The sequence below is a fragment of the Collinsella aerofaciens genome (genome assembly GCF_009876115.1).
Taxonomy (GTDB): Bacteria; Actinomycetota; Coriobacteriia; order Coriobacteriales; family Coriobacteriaceae; genus Collinsella; species Collinsella aerofaciens_N.
Genome location: NZ_WWSY01000003.1, coordinates 17,909 through 38,097, shown reverse-complemented (window position 1 = coordinate 38,097; position 20,189 = coordinate 17,909). Strand labels below are relative to the sequence as shown.

The 20,189-nt window shown below is 59.2% G+C and carries 15 protein-coding genes; 9 read left to right on the top strand and 6 right to left on the bottom strand.

All coding sequences use genetic code 11. From position 1 onward, the window contains the following. Positions 1–121: 121 nt before the first annotated feature. Complete coding sequence (pta, locus tag GT571_RS02835; protein ID WP_161155348.1) at positions 122–1,102, bottom strand: phosphate acetyltransferase; 981 nt, start codon at positions 1,100–1,102, stop codon at positions 122–124. A 232-nt stretch (positions 1,103–1,334) separates the two neighbouring features. Between pta and glf the strand changes: the two genes are divergently transcribed. Next, complete coding sequence (gene glf / locus GT571_RS02830) at positions 1,335–2,537, top strand: UDP-galactopyranose mutase (RefSeq protein WP_055252340.1); 1,203 nt, start codon at positions 1,335–1,337, stop codon at positions 2,535–2,537. Next, positions 2,530–3,561, top strand: coding sequence for a glycosyltransferase family 2 protein (locus tag GT571_RS02825; RefSeq protein ID WP_161155346.1), 1,032 nt, complete (start codon positions 2,530–2,532; stop codon positions 3,559–3,561). The genes glf and GT571_RS02825 overlap by 8 nt, the downstream gene beginning before the upstream one ends. 373 nt (positions 3,562–3,934) lie before the next feature. Here GT571_RS02825 and GT571_RS02820 read toward each other — a convergent pair whose 3' ends face one another. The 3 genes from GT571_RS02820 to GT571_RS02810 all read right to left on the bottom strand — a co-directional run bounded on the left by GT571_RS02820 (position 3,935) and on the right by GT571_RS02810 (position 6,158). Further along, the gene (locus GT571_RS02820) at positions 3,935–4,936 is read right to left on the bottom strand and encodes a P1 family peptidase (protein WP_161155344.1); all 1,002 of its coding nucleotides are present in this window, start codon (positions 4,934–4,936) and stop codon (positions 3,935–3,937) included. A 101-nt stretch (positions 4,937–5,037) separates the two neighbouring features. Further along, positions 5,038–5,619: a Maf family protein gene (locus tag GT571_RS02815; protein WP_161155342.1), complete on the bottom strand. Its 582-nt coding sequence runs from the start codon at positions 5,617–5,619 to the stop codon at positions 5,038–5,040. Then, on the bottom strand, positions 5,616–6,158 hold the full coding sequence (locus GT571_RS02810; RefSeq protein WP_118935286.1) for a DJ-1 family glyoxalase III: 543 nt from the start codon (positions 6,156–6,158) through the stop codon (positions 5,616–5,618). The genes GT571_RS02815 and GT571_RS02810 overlap by 4 nt, the downstream gene beginning before the upstream one ends. A 206-nt stretch (positions 6,159–6,364) precedes the next feature. On the opposite strand from GT571_RS02810, the gene GT571_RS10245 reads away from it, so the two are divergent. The 3 genes from GT571_RS10245 (at position 6,365) to GT571_RS02795 (ending at position 10,190) form a co-directional block, all read left to right on the top strand. Then, positions 6,365–6,658: a zinc-ribbon domain-containing protein gene (locus GT571_RS10245; protein WP_161155340.1), complete on the top strand. Its 294-nt coding sequence runs from the start codon at positions 6,365–6,367 to the stop codon at positions 6,656–6,658. 180 nt (positions 6,659–6,838) lie between these two features. Further along, complete coding sequence (locus GT571_RS09975) at positions 6,839–8,482, top strand: zinc ribbon domain-containing protein (protein WP_204987188.1); 1,644 nt, start codon at positions 6,839–6,841, stop codon at positions 8,480–8,482. A 4-nt stretch (positions 8,483–8,486) separates the two neighbouring features. Further along, the gene (locus tag GT571_RS02795) at positions 8,487–10,190 is read left to right on the top strand and encodes a DUF6020 family protein (RefSeq protein WP_161155338.1); all 1,704 of its coding nucleotides are present in this window, start codon (positions 8,487–8,489) and stop codon (positions 10,188–10,190) included. A 48-nt stretch (positions 10,191–10,238) separates the two neighbouring features. Here GT571_RS02795 and rlmD read toward each other — a convergent pair whose 3' ends face one another. Beyond that, positions 10,239–11,567, bottom strand: coding sequence for a 23S rRNA (uracil(1939)-C(5))-methyltransferase RlmD (rlmD, locus tag GT571_RS02790; protein ID WP_161155336.1), 1,329 nt, complete (start codon positions 11,565–11,567; stop codon positions 10,239–10,241). Between the two features lie 98 nt (positions 11,568–11,665). Continuing rightward, positions 11,666–14,062 carry a polyphosphate kinase 1 gene (gene ppk1, locus GT571_RS02785; protein ID WP_161155334.1) on the bottom strand — a complete coding sequence of 799 codons (2,397 nt, stop codon included), beginning with the start codon at positions 14,060–14,062 and terminating at the stop codon, positions 11,666–11,668. A gap of 552 nt (positions 14,063–14,614) precedes the next feature. On the opposite strand from ppk1, the gene arcA (GT571_RS02780) reads away from it, so the two are divergent. From arcA (GT571_RS02780) to argF, 4 genes are all read left to right on the top strand, one after another. Then, a complete protein-coding gene (arcA, locus tag GT571_RS02780) occupies positions 14,615–15,856 on the top strand; it encodes an arginine deiminase (protein WP_099431519.1) in 1,242 nt (413 codons plus the stop codon). 149 nt (positions 15,857–16,005) lie between these two features. Further along, the gene (locus GT571_RS02775) at positions 16,006–17,130 is read left to right on the top strand and encodes an aminotransferase (protein WP_161155332.1); all 1,125 of its coding nucleotides are present in this window, start codon (positions 16,006–16,008) and stop codon (positions 17,128–17,130) included. A gap of 580 nt (positions 17,131–17,710) precedes the next feature. After that, positions 17,711–18,952 (top strand): arginine deiminase, encoded by a 1,242-nt coding sequence (gene arcA / locus GT571_RS02770; protein ID WP_099431519.1) that lies wholly within the window; start codon positions 17,711–17,713, stop codon positions 18,950–18,952. Between the two features lie 105 nt (positions 18,953–19,057). Continuing rightward, a complete protein-coding gene (gene argF, locus GT571_RS02765; protein WP_006234279.1) occupies positions 19,058–20,053 on the top strand; it encodes an ornithine carbamoyltransferase in 996 nt (331 codons plus the stop codon). Positions 20,054–20,189 lie beyond the last annotated feature (136 nt).

Below are 20,189 nucleotides of genomic sequence, written 5' to 3'. Positions count from 1 at the left end.
AAACACTCCGCAGACCAGAAACGCCCTCGTTCGTAGCTCCGGAGGAGCAGAACGGGGGCGTTTCATTGGTCGAGGACGTTTTCAGGGGTTAGCCCGTACGGTCTTCGGGCGAGTGCGTCCGCTACTCAGCCATCTGAGCCTGGACGGCGGTGATGGCCACGACACCCACGATGTCGTCGGCGGAGCAGCCGCGCGACAGGTCGTTGACCGGCTTGGCGATGCCCTGCAGGATGGGGCCGTAGGCGTCGGCGCCGGCGAAGCGCTGGACCAGCTTGTAGCCGATGTTGCCGGCCTCGAGGTCGGGGAACACGAGCACGTTGGCCTTACCGGCGACGGAGGAGCCGGGAGCCTTGAGCTGGGCGACGGTGGGGACGATGGCGGCATCGAGCTGCAGGTCGCCATCGATGGCGAGCTCGGGAGCCTTCTCCCTGCAGAACTTCACGGCCTCCTGGACCTTCTTGGCGACCTCGCCACCGGCGGAGCCCATGGTGGAGTAGGAGAGCATGGCCACGTGCGGCTCAACATTGCCCATGAAGGTGGACCAGGAGTGGGCCGAGGCGATGGCGATCTCGGAGAGCTCGTCGGAGGACGGGTTGATGTTGAGGCCGCAGTCGGCGAAGATCAGCGTGCCGTCGGTACCGAACTGCGGGGTGTCGGTGCACATCACGAAGAAGGCCGAGACCAGCTTGGTGCCCGGGGCGGTCTTGAGGATCTGAAGCGCGGGGCGCAGGGTGTCGGCGGTGGAGTGGCAGGCGCCGGAGACCAGGCCGTCGGCGTCGCCCATCTTGACCATCATGGTGCCAAAGTAGGTGGCGTCCATCACCTGGGCGCGAGCCTGCTCGATGGTAACGCCCTTCTTGGCGCGGAGCTCGGCAAACTTCTGTGCGTACTCCTCGTGCTTCTCGGCGTTGCGCGGATCGATGACGGTGGCGCCGGGGACGTTGATCTCGTTGGGATCGCCCAGGATGACGATGTTGGCCAGGCCCTCCTCGATGATTTTGTTAGCCGCGACGATGGTGCGCGGATCCTCGCCCTCGGGCAGGACGATGGTCTTAAGGTCGGCCTTGGCGGCAGACTTCATACGGTTTAGGAAATCGCTCATGATACTCCTTACAAGCGTTTCGCTAAGCTCCAGGCCCTCGGCTGTACACGAATAAACCCGCTGCTAGCGGGTTTACCTTTCAATAATGTACGCCGCGGTGCTTGAGCTTTCCTTGTGTGGCAAGCTCATTATAGGACGCATTAGCGCTATAATCGCTCTGATAAATATGTCTCGACGTATGTTCGAGAAAAAGCCCAGTTAAAAAGCGTGTGGCTTTTGACAAGGAGTATCGATGCAGATTACCTCAGGCCTGCCTGAAGGCTTTAATGCCGGTGCGTACGACATGATCGTTGTCGGCGCCGGTTATGCCGGTGCCGTTTGCGCCCGCCGTCTTGCCGAAACTATCGGCTATCGTGTTGCCGTTTTGGAGCGTCGCGGCCACATCGCGGGTAATGCCTACGACTGCACTGACGAGGCCGGAATCCTGGTCCACGAGTACGGTCCGCACATCTATCACACTTTTAATGAGCGCGTCCATAACTTCCTGTCGCGCTTTACCAAGTGGACGGACTACCAGCACAAGGTGCTCGCCAACATCAACGGCACCCTTATGCCCGTGCCCTTTAACCATGCGAGCCTCAAGCTCGCCTTTGGCGATGAGCGCGGCGAGGAACTGTACCAAAAGCTCGTGGAGACCTTTGGCAAGGACGTCAAGGTGCCCATTATGGAGCTGCGCAAGAAGAACGACCCGGATCTTGCCGAGGTCGCCGATTATGTCTATGAGAACGTCTTTTTGCATTACACCATGAAGCAGTGGGGCCAGACGCCCGACCAGATCGACCCCTCGATCACCGGCCGCGTCCCCGTCTTTGTGGGCGATGACGATCGCTACTTCCCGCAGGCTCCTTTCCAGGGTATGCCGCAGGACGGCTATACCGCGCTGTTCGAGCATATGCTCGATCACGATTTGATCGACGTATTCTGTGACGTAGACGCCCGTGACCTCTTTGAAATCGACGAGACCACCGTCAAGATCGACGGCAAGGTCTATGGTGGCGAGATCGTCTACACCGGTCCACTCGACGAGCTGTTCAACCTCGACCTGGGCGCGCTGCCGTACCGCACGCTCGATATGAAGTTCGAGACGCTCGATATGGACCAGTTCCAGCCCGTGGGCACCGTCAACTACACCACGAGCGAGGACTATACGCGCATCACCGAGTTCAAGAACATGACCGGTCAGGTTTTGCCCGGCAAGACCACCATCATGAAGGAGTACTCCAAGGCCTATACGCCCGGCTCGGGCGAGACGCCGTACTACGCTATCCTGGAGCCCGAGAACCGTGAGCTCTACGAGCGCTATCTTGAGCGCGTCCAGAACCTGACGAACTTCCACCCGGTGGGTCGTCTGGCCGAGTATCGTTACTACGATATGGACGCCGTGACCAATTCCGCCCTCGATCTTTCGGATGAGATTATCGCCTGCCATGCATAAAGTCATAACATTCGGTATTCCCTCATATAACGCCGCCAAGGATATGGACCATTGCATCACCTCCATCTTGGAGGGGAGCAATTACGCCACCGATATCGAGATCATCGTAGTAGACGACGGCTCCAAGGACGAGACGGCCGTCAAGGCCGACGAGTGGGAGGCCCGTTATCCCGGAATCATCCGCGCGGTGCACCAGGAGAATGGCGGCCACGGTATCGCCGTCCTCTCGGGCCTGCGCGAGGCGCATGGCACGTACTACAAGGTCGTTGACTCGGATGACTGGCTCGACGGTGCGGCGCTTTCGACCATGCTGTCGATTCTGCGTGGCTTTGAGGAGCGCGACCAGCGCGTCGACCTGTTTATCTCGAACTACGTGTACGAGAAGGTTTACGAGGGCACACATACCGCTATTGGCTACAAGTTTGCCCTGCCGCGCAAAAAGATTTTCTCTTGGGACCAGATCGGACACTTCCGTCCCGATCAGAACCTGCTCATGCACAGCCTGTGCTATCGCACCGATGTGCTGCGCGAGTCCAATCTGCCTATGCCGGCACACACGTTCTACGTGGATAATATCTACGCATACGTACCGCTGCCGCGCTGCAAGACCATGTACTACGCCGACATCGACCTCTATCGCTACTTTATCGGTCGCGAGGGCCAGAGCGTCAATGAGGCCACGATGGTCAAGCGCCTGGGTCAACAGTTCCGCGTAACGCGCATCATGATGGAATCGTTCCACCTGTACCAGGACGTTGAGTCCTCGCGCCTGCGTTCGTACATGATGGGCTACTTCACCATGATGATGGCGATTTGCTCGGTGCTCACCAAGCTTTCCGAGGAAGATTGTGCCGATGAGCGCCTGAAGACGCTGTGGAAGGACCTGAAAGAGTACGACGAGCGCATGTATCGTCGCGCTCGCTACGGCGTGGTCGGATTCTTTACCAACCTGCGTGGACGGGCCGGAGACAAAACCACACTCGGCCTATACCATCTTGCCTCAAAGATCTTTAAATTCAACTAGCTGCTGAGTAATCGCTGCTGATAGGTTGACTGGGCCCCTTGGCCTTTAGTTTGCTACTGCGAACAGTCCTGCTCGCACGGAAAGCACATTAAGTGCTTTCCGGCTCATGCGGAACTTGTATCAAACTAAAGGCCAAGGGGCCTTTGCTATAAGAATCGATTGTCAGGCTACCTGAATTTGAAGATCTTGGACGCGCGGTACACAGGGGCCTGGGCTGAAAGGGATCTTGTTGAGTAGGTTGCCCGGTGGAGCTTGGTTATGTTTGTCGCGAGTTCCGCACGAGCCGAAGAGCACTTAATGTGCTCTACGTGCGAGCCAGGACTGTAGAGCAGCAAACATAACCAAGCCCCACCGGGCAACCGGTCAGGTTAGGTTACTTTGCGGCGCCGGGGATGCCGTGGGAGGTTTTGGCGGTTTTGGCTCCGTTTACGATGGCGGTCTGTAGGGCCCTTACGGCGAGCATGCCCAGTAGGTCTAGGGGTACGGCGGCGCTTGTCTGAGTGTCTAGTTTGCCGCTGGCGAGGGTGTAGATGGTGTCGCCGTCGTTCGTGGTGTGCGTGGGGCGGATGGCGTGCGCATAGGCGTCTGCGGCCATCTGGGAGACCTTGGTGGCCTGGGCCTTGGTGAGCTCAACGTTGGTGACGATGCAGCTGATGGTGGTGTTGGTGCGGTCGAGCGGCATCTGCATAGAGCCGGCGGCGGCAAAGGCTGCGAGCTCCATGTCGACGATCTGGTCGCTATCTGCTGCAGCGCGCATACCAGCGACCCATTCACCGGTGGAGGGGTCGACGACATTGCCGCAGGCGTTGACCGAGACCACGGCACCCACCTTAACAGGGCCGAGCGCCACGGCGGCAGCGCCAAGGCCGGCCTTCATGCAGGTGGCGGGGCCCATGAGTTTGCCCACGGTGGCACCGGTGCCGGCACCTACATTGCCCTGCTCGAGCGTGGTGGGGGTGTTGTCGAGTGCCTCGCGCGCGGCGGAGATGCCAGCCTCAATGTCGGGGCGTACGGTGGGGTCGCCAAAGGCGAGGTCGAAGATGCAGCTGGAGCACACGATGGGCACCTGCGTGGGGCCGACGGGAAGGCCGATACCGCGGCTCTCAAGCTCGCGGGCGACGCCGCTTGCGGCCTCCAGACCAAAGGCCGATCCGCCCGAAAGGCAGACGGCGTGGACCTTGTCCACGGTGTTCTCGGGACGCAGCAGGTCGGTCTCGCGCGATGCCGGGGCACCGCCGCGAACGTCAACACCGCCGGTGGCGCCCTCGGGTGCCACGATTACGGTGCAACCGGTGCCGGCCTCCTCGTCCGTATAGTTGCCAAAGCAAAAGCCATCGACATCGCAAACGTCAATGGCCTCAAGCAGTGTATCCATGTTTTACTCCTATCGGTTTTCCGCCGGGCCTTATGCCCGGTCGGGATCCGTACGGTACGCCGAAATTGTAGGCGCTGGGGGATACCCAGCGCCAGATGCAATTACGATACTTTTTGAATCTCGCGCGCGACGCGAGCGATGGGCAGGCCCACCACGTTGTAGAAGTCGCCCGAAATATCATGCACGAGCATGCGCCCGCCGACGCCCTGGATGCCGTAGGCGCCGGCTTTGTCCATGGGCTCGCCTGAGGTGACGTAGCGCTCAATCTGCTCGTCGGTGAGCTCATAGAACGTTACGTCGGTCACATCGACAAACGACAGGCTCTCGGCGGCGTGCGGGGCTGTGGCGTCTCCGGCTCTGACGATGCAGACGCCGGTTGCGACCTGGTGCGTGCGCCCCGAGAGCTCGTGGAGCATGGTGCGGGCTTCGTCCTCGTTTGCCGGCTTACCCAAAATCTTGCCATCGAAGGTGACGATGGTGTCGGCCGCGATGGTCAGCTCATTGGGCTCGGCGTGCTCGGCGGCAACGGCGGCAGCCTTCGCGCGAGCTAAGCGCTCGACAAGCGTAAGTGGGGCCTCGTCATCAAAAGGAGTCTCGTCGATGTCAGCGGGAATGACGCGGATGTCGTAGCCCGCTTCGCGCATCAACTCGATGCGGCGCGGTGATTGCGAAGCCAAAATCATAGCTGAATGCCCTCGGCAACCTTCTCGACAGCCTTGTCGCCGGCGAGCGTACGCAGCAGCTCAAGCGCAAAGGGGAGCGACTGGGCCATGCCGCTGGCGGTGATGATGTTGCCGTCGTGCGTGACCTTGTCGCCGGTATAGGCGCCCTCGGGGAAGCTCTTCTCAAAGCCGGGGAAGCACGTGGCATGGCGTCCCTCGAGCAGGTCGAGCTCGCCCAGGATAAACGGGGCGGCGCAGATGGCGGCAACATGCTTGGTCGCGGCGAACTCACAGACTACGTCGCAGACGCGCTGGTCGGCGCGCAGGTTGGTGGCGCCGGGCAGACCGCCGGGCAGCACGACGCAGTCATACTCGTCAAAGTTAATCTCGTCAAAGAGTGCGTCGCAGGTTACGGGAATCTGCAGCGAGCTTACGACCTCGCGCGTGGGCATGATCGAGACGAGCGTGGCACGCACGCCGCCGCGACGCATGACATCGACCATGGTCAGGCATTCAATCGTTTCAAAGCCATCGGCGGCAAGAACGGCAACGCTGGGCATAAGGGTTCCTTTCATAGGGCGGCATACAATTAGCCGTCTTATACCCCGAAGACCCCCGCTTGCCACGCACCATTCCCCAATGATTTAAATCCCCGCCCCAGAAAATCATGCAGGGTGGATGGGTGTTGCGCACTAGGAGGGGCTTGCGGCGCGGCGATAAAATCTCGGCATCCGTCATCTTTCGCTACATGAGGAGCTGATGTGCGATGATTAGTGTATTCGATCTTCTCGTTTTGCTCGTTGTATTTGGCGGCGTCGCGGCTGTCGCCTTTGCTGTTATCTTGAACAAGGAATCGTCGAATAAGCCTCAGCCTCCTCAGTCCAATCCGTACCAGCAAATGCCTCCTATACAGCAGGTCCCGCCGGCACAGCAGGTGTCAACCATGGTCGATGATGCTCAGCCAGTTGAGCCCGCTCATTTTTGCGCACAGTGTGGCTCAATGTTGGAAGCAAACGCATCCTTCTGCCAAAACTGCGGCGCTCCGGTCAACCACCGGTGATTTTTCTGGGACGGGGATTAAATAATCATTGGGGACCGAATGATTATTTAATCCCCGTCCCATTTTCATCAGGCGTTACCGACTTTTTTGCACGCTGAGAATTGTTGCGCAACACATTTTGATTTTTCGGGCTTAGCGTAGTCTCAGGTCATACTCACCTCTCAATCGAAAGGGGCAACCATGCCAAGAACGAGAAAAATGAAATGGGGGATGCTCCTTACGGCCGGCCTTGCACTGGCTGCCAGTCTTGTCGTGGCGCCGCTCGGTGCCTACGCTGCCGACGTTCCCACGCCCGAGCTCAAGGACACGTATGAGCTTGAGAATTCGATATATGTAAACCGTTCGCCCTCTGGAAGGTATGTGCTGTACGGGGATACATCTGAAGAAAAGTTCTATTTACTAGACACCGAGGATTGGTCTCGCACCATAGTGGATATTGATTCCGAGAGTGATGACTATAAAAATGCATACTGCTTTTCAGCCGACGAAAAGACCTTTTACTGTTTCAATAGAGCGAACGATTCCGTAATTGCATATGATCTGTCCAATGACAAGTCAGAAGAATATCCGCTGGGCTCCGCGGTTCCATCTGACGTGCTTGATGACGATGATGGCGATGTCAGGCTTCAAATATCTAAGGACAATAAATCACTGTTTATAACATCCCTAGTATATGATTCGCGTTCAGAGGATTATTACGCGGTTTTTAGCGTAGTTGATTTTGAGAACAGCAATACAACGACTAAATACGAATTTACGTCATCCGATGACTACTCTTTGGATGGCCCTGCTTGGATTTCTAATGACGGCAAATACGGCTACGTTATACGAGATTATTGCGGCGACGATTACGATTCACATTCGTACTACGACGTGGTAACGCTCGACCTGAAGGACAAGGAAGCCGTCAACACGTCTGAATTTGACAGGGCGGGCAATACGGTTGTCGTTAACGATGACGGCGCTGCTGTCGGTTCGAGCTGCTATGTCTCGAAAAAAGGCGACGCAACCTCTATCTACTACAGCAACCTGGAACATAACTCGCTTAATCAGGACGGATCGCTCGTTCTTGGCTTGTATAACGAAAACTGTGATGGACTTGGCTCCAGCTCTTCTGAGCTCGAAAGCCTTGAAATGATTGTCGTCGATAACAAGACAGGCGAAACAAAATGGAGGACTAAGTACCCTAATGATCTCCCCTTTATGAGTGAAGATGAATATGGTGCTCTATCGAATGACGGCAGGTTTGCATTGGCCAATGGTTCGGACGACAACGATAACAATCTGTTGTATCTGATCGATACAAAGACGGGCGCTCATTCTCAGATCAATTTGAGGGGTTCGCTGGAATACGACCGCGTAGGCGACGACGGCTACTTGGGATCTGCGTGGTTCTCGAAGGACTGCTCATTGATTTATGCCGTTCAAGATAATAAGGATGACGGCTTTAGGATCGATGTCTACAAGAGTGGCATCTCCCAGCAATCCCTTTTGGCCGATTCGCAAAAGGAAGACAGCTCATCCTCGTTCAACCCAATTATCATTGTCGTTGTAGTTGCGATTCTTCTTGCTGCGGGCGTTGGCGGCTTCTTTGTCATTCGCATGCGCAAACACTCTAAGGCATATGGGGCGGTTGCGAATAACACCGCATATACAGCGTCTCAGCAGACGATGCCGCAGAATTTCGTCGGACAGCAGGCTCAGGCCCAGCCGCAGCAGGCTCCTGCGCCCTCGGATGCGCCGCGATTCTGTAGCTCGTGCGGAAGCCCGCTTACGCCCGATTCTCAATTCTGCCCACATTGCGGCGCACCGGTAAAGCACTAAGCGCATGCCGGTGGAGCGATTAAAACAGAATCGCGACATGCTGATGGTCGCGGGCATCTTGGCGGTGCTCGCGACCATTGCGGATATGTTTCGCGATACTGTGGGATTCTCTTGCAACCCTATCTACTTGGTCCATGTCTTGGGGTATATCGCCTTTTTCTGCGCAGCGTTTATGCTTGGCGACTATCTGATCGATCGGTTCCTGGTGGGACGCAAAGGTGCTGTTGACGTCCCTCGGCAAGACCATGCTGGATGGTTTGATAGCTTGTGCGACATGGCGTTCTCTGGCATCCCGAAGACGTACGCATTCGGCGGAATCATAAAACTGGGCGCAATCATCTACGCCTGTTGGGCCCCGCTGCTGGTCTTGCTGTTCCCGGGCGTGATCTGGTGGGATACTCGCCAGCAACTCTTACAGTACAACGGACTGCCCAACGCGTTGTCGGAGGGCGCCGTTACCGATCACCATCCAATACTTGATACCTATCTGTACGGATGGTTTACCGACCTGGGCCGTATGCTGGGAAGCGTTGATGCTGGGGTGTACGCCTTCTGCCTGGTACAGGCGTTTCTGACGGCGTGTGCCTTGGCGTGCTGCCTTGTTTTGGTACGCCGCATGGGCGGCGGACGTGGCGTTTGCCTGGCACTGCTAGCGCTTCTGTGCCTGTATTGGCACCTTCCCATTTATGCCTCGGCCGTGGCGAAGGATTCCACCTCCCTGCCGTTTTTCCTGCTGTTCTCGGTTGCTTCCATTGAGGTCATGCGTTCGAAGAGGCAACTCCTGAGGGCTCCCGGTTTCCTTGCTGTATACGTTGCACTTCTGCTTCTGGTTTCGCTGACGCGTAAGACCGGCCTGATTCTCGTGCTGATTGTCCTGGTTGTCGTGTTCTTCAAGGTAACGGATCGGCGCGGGCGAGTTGTCGTTGCGGCAATGGCAGTCGGCGCTTCTCTGTTTATGACGGTCCTTATGCCCAGGGCCGTGCTTCCAGCTTTGGGGTGCGAGCCGGGTGGCAAGCAGGAGGTCTACGGTCTCATGTTTCAGCAGTCCGCGTTGCTGATGCGTGACCACGGGGACGAGCTTCCGGAATGGCAGCGTCAAGAGATCGAGCGCGCCATCGGGGAGGATGGTAAGAACAACTACACGTGGTTTTTAACCGACTCCGTTAAAGACCCCACGTTTGGTAAGGCCGACGAGCTCGATTTTGCAGCCTATTTTGGCGCGTGGGCAGCGGGGTTCCTGCAACATCCACTTTGTTATCTTAAGGCGTATCTGGGAGTGCAGATTGGCTGGTATGCCATGCCGGTGGCGGGAAGCGAGGCCCTGTCGCCCTATGTGACTCCTGTCGACGGGCACAACGTGAGCCATGTGTTTCCCCGCTCGCGGGACCTGGGATTGAGCTGGTCCGATGCGACCTTGGGCCGCAGTGTCGAGTCGCTCGTCGCATGGTTTCAGTCGACGCCGGTCGGCATGCTTGTCGGCGCCAAGGCGTTTTGGTCAACCTGGGGTATGGCTTTTCTGCTGTTGGAGATAAAACGTCGTGCGCCCCAGAAACTCTATCTGATGGCACCGCTTGTCGCGGCAAACCTTGTCCTTTGGATCTCGCCGACGTCATACACGACCGAGTCGATGCGCTACCTTCTGCCGTTGTTGTTCTGGCTGCCCGTGAGTGCAGCGATGACTTTTGCCAGCGTTGCATCGACCGAATAAAGCGGGCCCGTGTGCAGTTACGCACGCGGGCCCGCTCTCATCATGCGGTTAGTTGCGCTTGAGGTGGATGACGGTTTCGCAGTGGAAGGTTTGCGGGAATAGGTCGACCGGCGTGATCTTGACGGGGGAGAAGGTGCCCTCCTCGACAAAGCGTTTGAGGTCGCGGGCCAGAGTTGCCGGGTCGCAGCTCACGTAGGCGACATCGCGGGCGCTCGTGCTCGCGATGAGGTCGATCGCCTCAGGGGCGAGGCCCGCACGCGGCGGGTCGACCACCAAGACGTCGGCGTCCTGATCGGGGAACTCGCGCACCGCGTCGCCGCCGATGACGTCGACGTTATCGAGCTTGTTGATCTCCAGGTTGCGACGCAGGTCGCGCACGGCCGGGCCATAGGCTTCGACGGCGGCGACAAAATCACAGCGGCGGGCGAGCGGCAGGGTAAAGGTGCCGGCACCGCAGTACAGGTCCACGGCCAGTTCGTCTTCCTGCGGGTCGAGGGCGTCCATAACGAGCTCAATCAAAATCTCGGCGCCCTTGGTATTGACTTGGAAAAACGACGGAGCAGACAAACGCATCTGGCCTTCGGCGATATTCTCGGTCCAGGAGCCCTCACCGGCGAGCATCTCCACCTTAGAGACGCGGCGGGCCTTCTTCTCGCCCTTGCTCATGACGCGCACTACGCTCGTGGGGTGTGCGGCGTCTGCCAGAACGCGCGAGACCTGTGAGCGCGGAAAGGAACCCGTGGGCGTCCAGAGCGCGACCTCGAGCGCTTTGGTGCGGCGCGATGCGCGAATGCCCACGCGCTCGAGGCCCAGGTCGTGGCTGCCGCTCAGATAGTTGAGCGCGCCGACGACCGATTTGAGCGCCTTGGGAAAACGCTTATCGAACAGCGGGCACGAATCGACGGTCACGATCTTGCTGGGGTCGACGCCGTGCATGCCAAGGCGAACGCGGCCGTTAACGACGGTCGGCTCGAGTTCGATTTTGTTGCGGTAGCCCCAGTCGTCCTTGGTGTGGCGGATGGGCTGTACCAACTCATCGACCTGCTCAGGAGCGAACTTGCCAATGCGCTCGAGCGTGGAGCGCAGGTTTTGCTCCTTGGCGGCGAGCTGTGCCGTGCGTGAGAGATTACCCCACGAGCAGCCGCCGCAGATGCCAACGAAGGGGCAGGGAGGCTGGATGCGATCGGGGCTTGGCTCCAGAATCTCGGTGGTGCGGGCGCGCATGAACGACTTGCCGTCCTGTACGACCTCGGCCTCGACGGTGTCGCCTGCCACGGCACCCTGCACAAAGACGGCTTTGCCGTTGTCGGCGTGCGCCAGCCCGTCGGCGCCGTAGGTCATCGATTCTATAGTGAGCTTCATATTCCTGCCTGTCATTCGTGTTGTTGTTCGCACCATGGTAGCAGGGAAAAGCGCCCCGCATCCGAGGCTTTCCTCGAATGCGGGGCGCTTCTACAAACTGCTTCTACAAACAACTATTTCGTCTTGCCGGTAATGAGCGTCTTAAGACCCAGGCCGATCAGGCCCAGTCCCATGCGCACACGACCGGGGCGATGGCGCTCGATGGCCTTGGTCTTGCCAGCGGGCTTCTCGCGGCGGGCGCTCGTCTCGGGTGCGGGCTTGGTGACCTGCGGCTCGGGCTGAGGTGCAGGTGCAGGCTCGGGCTCAATGACGGTCGCCTGGACCTTCTGGACCTCGGGTGTGGCCGCTTGCGGTTCAGGAGCAGGGGCGGGCTTTGCCTCGGCGGCGGGCTCGGCGTTGCGATAGGCACGCTCCAGCAGGGCTTCCTGCGAGTTGAAAGGTTTCTCACCCTCTGCACGCTCCACGGGGACCCAGGTGCCGTCGCTCGTGAGGCTGCGGGCCTTCACGTTGTCGCGCAGCTGCATGCCCATGTACTCGTGCACCAGGGCGCGGCAGGTGGGGTCGAGCACGGGGAAAGCGATCTCCACGCGGTGCTCGGTGTTGCGCGTCATCATGTCGGCCGAGCTCAGATAGATCATGTCCGAGTCCACGCCAAAGGCGTAAACGCGCGCATGCTCCAAAAAGCGTCCGACGATAGAACGGACATGCACGTTCTCAGTCTTGCCCGGAACGCCCGGCTTGAGGCACGAGATGCCGCGGATAATCATGTCCACGCGGACTCCTGCGCACGATGCCTCGGCGATCTTGTCGATGACCTCGCGGTCGGTGAGCGAGTTGAGCTTAAAGAACACACGGGCGGGCTCGCCAGCGAGGGCGCGCTGGATCTCGCGATCCAGGCCGCGCATGATGAGCGGCTTCAGGCCGACCGGCGCCACGCCCAGGAAGCGGTAATCGCCGCGCAGGTTGCCCAGCGACAGGTTGCGGAAGAACAAGTTGGCGTCCTCGCCGATGCCGGGATGGGCGGTCATGAGCATAAAGTCGCTGTAGAGTTTGGCCGTCTTCTCGTTAAAGTTGCCGGTGCCCAACAGCGTCAGGCGTGTAAGCGCCATGCCCTCGCGATAGGTGAGCTGGCAGATCTTGGAGTGGCACTTAAAGCCTTCGGAGCCGTAGATGACGGTGCAGCCTGCCTCTTCCAGGCGCTCGGCCCACTCGATGTTGTTCTGCTCGTCGAAGCGGGCGCGGAGCTCCATGAGCACCGTAACCTCTTTGCCGTTCTCGGCGGCATCGATCAGCGACTCGCACAGGCGGCTCTGCTTGGCCACGCGGTAGAGCGTGATGCGCAGCGAGATGCACTCGGGGTCGTAGGCGGCCTCGTGCACCAGATCCAGGAAGGGGTTCATGGCCTCATAGGGATAAAAGAGCAGCTTGTCGTGCTGAAGTACCTGCTCGCGGATGGAGCGGGCCATATCGATGGTGGGGTTGGGCTGCGGCTTAAACGGCGTAAAGAGCAGCTCGTTGCGCAGATGCTCGGGAATCTTGCCCTCGATGCCAAAGACATAGCCCAGGTCGAGCGGGATATCGCAGGTAAAGACCGAGCGACGCGAGAGCTCGAGCGCTTTGCGGATGGTCTTGAGCGTTGCTTTTTCGAGTGAGCCCGAGACGGCGAGCACTACCGGCTGCAGGCGCAGGCGCTTCTTGAGGATGCGCTTCATATGCTGGCGGTAGTCCTCTTCCTCCTCGACGCCCTCGCCGTCCGGATCGATGTCGGCGTTGCGGGTGACGCGGATGAGTGCGCGGTCGAGCGGCTTATAGGAGCCAAAGCAACTGTCCAGGCAGGCGAGGATGACGTCCTCGAGCAGAATGTAGGAGTAGGTGCCGGTGGGCGAGGGGATCTCGACCACGCGGTTCATCGAGGCGGGAATCTCGATCAGGCCCAGCAGACTTTCCTCGTCGGTGACGCCGTCCAGGCCGCAGGCCAGGTAGAGCGCGCCGTTGCGCAGGTTGGGGAAGGGGTGGCGCGGGTCGATCACCAGCGGTGAGATGACCGGCGACACGTAGGCCTGGAAGTAACGGGTGACAAAGGTGCGTTCCTCGGGCGTAAGCGAATCGACACGCGCGCGGTGAACGCCCAGGGTGTCGAGCTTGCCTTCGATGCTCTTAAAGATGGACTCCCAACGGGTAAGGAGCCCGGGCAGCTCTGCCATGACAGCATCGACCTGTTCGGAGGCGGTCATATTGCTCTTGTTGTCGACGGGTTGCTTTTTGAGCTCGGCCAGGTCGGACAGGCCACCCACGCGCACCATGAGGAACTCATCGAGGTTTGACTCGAAGATCGAGACGAACTTAAGGCGCTCGAACAGCGGCACGGACTCATCAAAAGCCTCGTCGAGCACGCGGTTGTCAAAGCGCAGCCAGCTGAGCTCTCGGTTCTGCGTGTACGAGAAGTCGCGCGGCGGTTTGCGCAGCTTTGCGGCGGCTTGCTTTTTTTCGATTTTGCTCGGCATATTCATCTGTCCGTTCAGTCCCCGCAGGGGACGGTAGCCTAACACTATTCTCTATTGTCTCAATTTAGTCGACTTGCGGCACGGACGTATTGTGCGAACGGTATCTTTACCTACTTCTAACGCTGACGAGCCGAAGCACTAACGTCCGGTGCTTTGAGTAAGCGATTTATATCCTCACTCAACTGGTGAGAATGTATGAATAAGAATGATAGCAAGCTGAATATAATCGAATGTAGGTCGAATCGAGGGCAAGCATCATTTATATGCAGAAAACCGTTTTCGCTATGCATTTTTGAATCATGGATAACTTTGAGTGTTTCGTCTTGAATTACTAGAAAAAAATAACGTTTACCTAGGAAAATCTGCTTTACGAAACTGAAGTGCATCATGGGGGAATCATATGCGATATACCGTTCATCGCACTTTGCTGACCGTTCGGGGGCGAGGTGGAATTGCGGGTGGTTTTTGGATATAACTAGTGCTGTCAGCAAGCAGCGTCCCATACGGAGGGGCGCTGATACATTCGGCCAGTAAGGCCCGAAAGAAAGGTAGGAGGCCATGACGAAAGGTCTGCACGTGCCTTCCGAGATCGGCAAGCTCAGGAAGGTCTGCCTGCACCGTCCCGGCGACGAGCTCCTCAACCTGCCGCCCGACGAGCTCGAGCGACTCCTGTTCGACGACGTCCCGTTCCTGGAGGTCGCGCAGCAGGAGCACGACACCTTCGCCCAGATCCTGAGGGACCAGGGCGTGGAGGTCCTCTACCTGGAGAACCTCGTCGCCGAGGTGTTCGACCAGGTCCCCGGCGCCCGCGCCGAGTTCACCGACCAGTACATCGCCGAGGCCGGCATCCGCGGCCAGCACATGCCGCAGATCGTCCGCGAGAAGCTGGACTCCATCGAGGACAACCTCGAGTTCGTCAAGAAGACCATGGCCGGCATGACCAAGGCCGAGATCGACATGCCCCTCACGGCGTCCACGACCCTCGACTCCCTGGTCAACTCCGAGTCCGAGTCCGACCTGATCATCGACCCGATGCCCAACCTCTACTTCACCCGCGACCCGTTCGCGGTCGTCGGCGAGGGCGTCAACCTCAACCGCATGTACTCGGTCACCCGCAACCGCGAGACCCTGTACGGCAAGTACGTCTTCAAGTACCACCCCGACTACAAGGACGTCTCGCTGTACTTCCGCCGCGACTGCCAGTTCCACACCGAGGGCGGCGACGTGCTGAACATCAACGAGAAGACCCTCGCCGTCGGCATCTCCCAGCGCACCCAGGCCGCCGCTATCGACGTCATGGCCCAGAACATCTTCTGGAACTCCGACTCCAAGGTCGAGCGCATCCTGGCCTTCGACATCCCGGTCTCGCGCGCCTTCATGCACCTCGACACGGTCTTCACCCAGATCGACGTCGATAAGTTCACGATCCACCCCGCCATCATGGGCACCCTGCGCGTCTACGAGCTGACCGCCGGCAAGAACCCGGGCGACGTGAACATCCGCCTGATCGAGGACACCCTCGAGCACGTCCTGGAGGACGCCACCGGCGTCGACCAGGTCAAGCTGATCCCCTGCGGCGGCGGCGACCCGATCGCGGCCTCCCGCGAGCAGTGGAACGACGGCTCCAACACCCTGTGCGTCGAGCCCGGCAAGATCTGCGTCTACGCCCGCAACACCGTCACCAACGACGTGCTGTACAAGGAGGGCCTGGACCTTCTCGTCGTGCCCTCCGCCGAGCTCTCCCGCGGCCGCGGCGGCCCGCGCTGCATGAGCATGCCCTTCTGGCGCGAGGACCTCTAAGGTCTTCAAGGACCCATACAGGTCTTAATACATACATCTAGCTGCCATTAGATGTCTCCCATTGGGGCGGTGCGGGTATTCGCACCGCCCCATTCTTGTATTAGGAACGTCAGCACGATTGGATGACTGCTTTTGTAAGGAGCTTGGCCATGGATATCAAGACAATTGGCGTTGAGGAATGGCTCAACGTTTGGGAGAAGAGCGCTACGTGGGATATCGCCCAGTCGACGATCTCCTCGCTTACCATGGGCGAGCTGCGTGCGCTCGACGAGCAGGATGGCGCTACGTTCTATGAGCGCCTGGACCGCGAGAAGATGAACTACGGCTGGATCGAGGGTTCGCCCGACTTTAAGGCTGAGGTCGCCAAACTGTATCGCCGCGAGGTCAATCCCGACCACATCCTGCAGACCAACGGCTGCACGGGTGCGAACCTCAACGCCATTATGGCCGTGGTCGAGCCCGGCGACCATGTGATTGCCGAGTGGCCTACCTATGCGCCGCTCTACGAGATTCCGCGCACGCTGGGCGCCGAGGTCGAGTACTGGGAGCTTCGCGTGGAGCTCGGCTGGAAGCCCGATATCGAGGAGCTCAAGCGTCTAGTTCGCCCCACCACCAAGCTCATCTGCATCAACAACGCATCGAACCCCATCGGCACGGTGCTCGATGCCGATACACTCGGCCAGATTGCCGAGATCGCCCGCTCGGTGGGCGCCTATGTGCTGTGCGACGAGGTGTACCTGCCGCTTGAGAACACCGAGGCCTTTATGTCGATGGCCGATGTGTACGAGAAGGCCATTGTCACCAACTCGGTCTCCAAGACCTATTCGACGCCTGCGGCACGCGTGGGCTGGGTCGTGGCAGACGAAGAGGTATCCAACCGTATCCGCACTTATCGCGATTACACCATGATCTGCGGCGGCGTGTTCAACGACGCCCTGGCGACCTATGTGCTCGAGCACAAGGACAAGATTCTCGAGCGCAACCGCAAGATCGTGTTTGGCAATCGCGATATCGCGCAGGCTTGGATCGATACGCGGCACCGCGTTTCCTGGACGGCGCCGCAGGGCGTGTCCACCTCGTTTATCCAGCTGGATATTCCCGAGGACGATGAGGAGTTCTGCAAGCGCCTGCTGGTCGAGAGGGGAGTGCTGTTGGTTCCCGGCAGCCGCTTTGAGCTTCCCTGCGGCGCGCGCCTGGGTTACTGCGCGAGCGAGGACGTTCTTCGCGAGGGCCTGAGGCTTCTGGGCGAGGCGCTGACCGAGTTCGATCGCTAGCCATTTGAGGCTTTCGAGGGCCTAAACCTTACTGGGCCCTCGATGTACCGAATGTAGACCCGCTCCCTTTGGGGGAGCGGGTCTGTTTATCTTTACCGCCGAAAAAGTCAAGTTGTTACAAATAGGGACGCAAAACAGACGGGGTATCCGAGGGGCCGTATACTGAGCTTCCGGTGAACGGTATCCAACGTCTGGTAAACGGTAGCCTGGTTGCTAAAAATGAATAGGACGAACTTTTTTCTGAATAAAAATCAAAATGGTTGAGACATAGCAAGAATTGCGAATTCTATTCATACCTTTGCGTGAAATATGCAAATTGAGGGTGGTTCAAGAAAGATTAGTTCCAATTGATTTTCCGGTTAAAAAGGCGTTTAAGCACGTAGATACACTTTATTAAGTCAAAGTGTACCATGCGTGAAGTATATGTGTATGCCGTTCACCCCGTATAAAAAACCGTTCGGGGGCAAGGTGGAAGTATGGGCTGATTTTGGATATAAATATGTCGTCAGCAATAACGCCTCACACGGAGGGGCGCTAACGAATCGGCCCTAACAAGGGCCCGAAAGAAAGGTAGGAGGCCATGACGAAAGGTCTGCACGTGCCTTCCGAGATCGGCAAGCTCAGGAAGGTCTGCCTGCACCGTCCCGGCGACGAGCTCCTCAACCTGCCGCCCGACGAGCTCGAGCGACTCCTGTTCGACGACGTCCCGTTCCTGGAGGTCGCGCAGCAGGAGCACGACACCTTCGCCCAGATCCTGAGGGACCAGGGCGTGGAGGTCCTCTACCTCGAGAACCTCGTCGCGGAGGTGTTCGACCAGGTCCCCGGCGCCCGCGCCGAGTTCACCGACCAGTACATCGCCGAGGCCGGCATCCGCGGCCAGCACATGCCGCAGATCGTCCGCGAGAAGCTGGACTCCATCGAGGACAACCTCGAGTTCGTCAAGAAGACCATGGCCGGCATGACCAAGGCCGAGATCGACATGCCCCTCACGGCGTCCACGACCCTCGACTCCCTGGTCAACTCCGAGTCCGAGTCCGACCTGATCATCGACCCGATGCCCAACCTCTACTTCACCCGCGACCCGTTCGCGGTCGTCGGCGAGGGCGTCAACCTCAACCGCATGTACTCGGTCACCCGCAACCGCGAGACCCTGTACGGCAAGTACGTCTTCAAGTACCACCCCGACTACAAGGACGTCTCGCTGTACTTCCGCCGCGACTGCCAGTTCCACACCGAGGGCGGCGACGTGCTGAACATCAACGAGAAGACCCTCGCCGTCGGCATCTCCCAGCGCACCCAGGCCGCCGCGATCGACGTCATGGCCCAGAACATCTTCTGGAACTCCGACTCCAAGGTCGAGCGCATCCTGGCCTTCGACATCCCGGTCTCGCGCGCCTTCATGCACCTCGACACGGTCTTCACCCAGATCGACGTCGATAAGTTCACGATCCACCCCGCCATCATGGGCACCCTGCGCGTCTACGAGCTGACCGCCGGCAAGAACCCGGGCGACGTGAACATCCGCCTGATCGAGGACACCCTCGAGCACGTCCTGGAGGACGCCACCGGCGTCGACCAGGTCAAGCTGATCCCCTGCGGCGGCGGCGACCCGATCGCGGCCTCCCGCGAGCAGTGGAACGACGGCTCCAACACCCTGTGCGTCGAGCCCGGCAAGATCTGCGTCTACGCCCGCAACACCGTCACCAACGACGTGCTGTACAAGGAGGGCCTGGACCTTCTCGTCGTGCCCTCCGCCGAGCTCTCCCGCGGCCGCGGCGGCCCGCGCTGCATGAGCATGCCCTTCTGGCGCGAGGACCTCTAAGTCTTTCCGTTTCCGGTGCGGTCCCCCTACAACCGCACCGGTTTCGCCCGTCAAACGGGCACCGCTACTATTTACGTAATTCATTTTTTCGAAAGGAAACGAACCATGGGTGTTAACCTCTCCGGCCGTAGCTTCCTCAAGCTCCTCGACCTCACCACCGAGGAGATCGAGTACCTGCTCAAGCTCTCCAAGAACTTCAAGGACATGAAGCGCGCTGGCGTTCCGCACCGTTATCTCGAGGGCAAGAACATCGTTCTGCTCTTCCAGAAGACCTCCACTCGTACCCGCTGCGCCTTCGAGGTCGGCGGCATGGATCTTGGCATGGGCGTCACCTACCTCGATCCCGGTTCGTCCCAGATGGGCAAGAAGGAGTCCATCGAGGACACCGCCCGCGTTCTCGGCCGCATGTATGACGGCATCGAGTTCCGTGGCTTTGCCCAGGACGACGTCGAGGAGCTCGCTGCTAAGTCTGGCGTGCCCGTATGGAATGGCCTGACCACCGAGTGGCACCCCACCCAGATGCTCGCCGACATCCTGACCGTCCAGGAGAACTTCAATTACGACATCAAGGGCAAGACCCTCGTCTTCATGGGCGACTGCAAGAACAACGTTGCTCGCTCCCTCATGGTCGTCTGCTCCAAGCTCGGCATGAACTTCGTGGCCTGCGGCCCCGAGGAGTGCATGCCCGCTGACGACGTCATCGAGGCCTGCAAGCCCATCGCCGAGGCCAACGGCTGCACCATCAAGCTGACCACCGACGTCAAGGACGGCGTCACCGGTGCCGATGTTATCTACACCGACGTGTGGGTCTCCATGGGCGAGCCCGACGAGGTCTGGGCCGAGCGCATCGCTCAGCTCACCCCGTATCGTGTTACCTCCGAGGTCATGGCTATGGCCAACCCGGGCGCCATCTTCCTGCACTGCCTGCCCAGCTTCCACGACACCAACACCACGATTGGCGCCGAGAAGTGCGAGCAGTTCGGCATCACCGAGCAGGAGGTCACCGACGAGGTCTTCGAGAGCCCCGCTTCCAAGGTCTTCGACGAGGCCGAGAACCGCATGCACACCATCAAGGCTGTCATGTACGCCACGCTCAAGTAAGAGCGTCTAGCATCTCGCTCGGGGTGTATTGCTGCACACCCCGAGCGGTTTTATCTGGTAATAATCTCGCATCAAGCGGCAGGCACGGCACGGAAGAGCCGCTTCGGGCGAGATCAGTAAATGATTTATGAAGGGG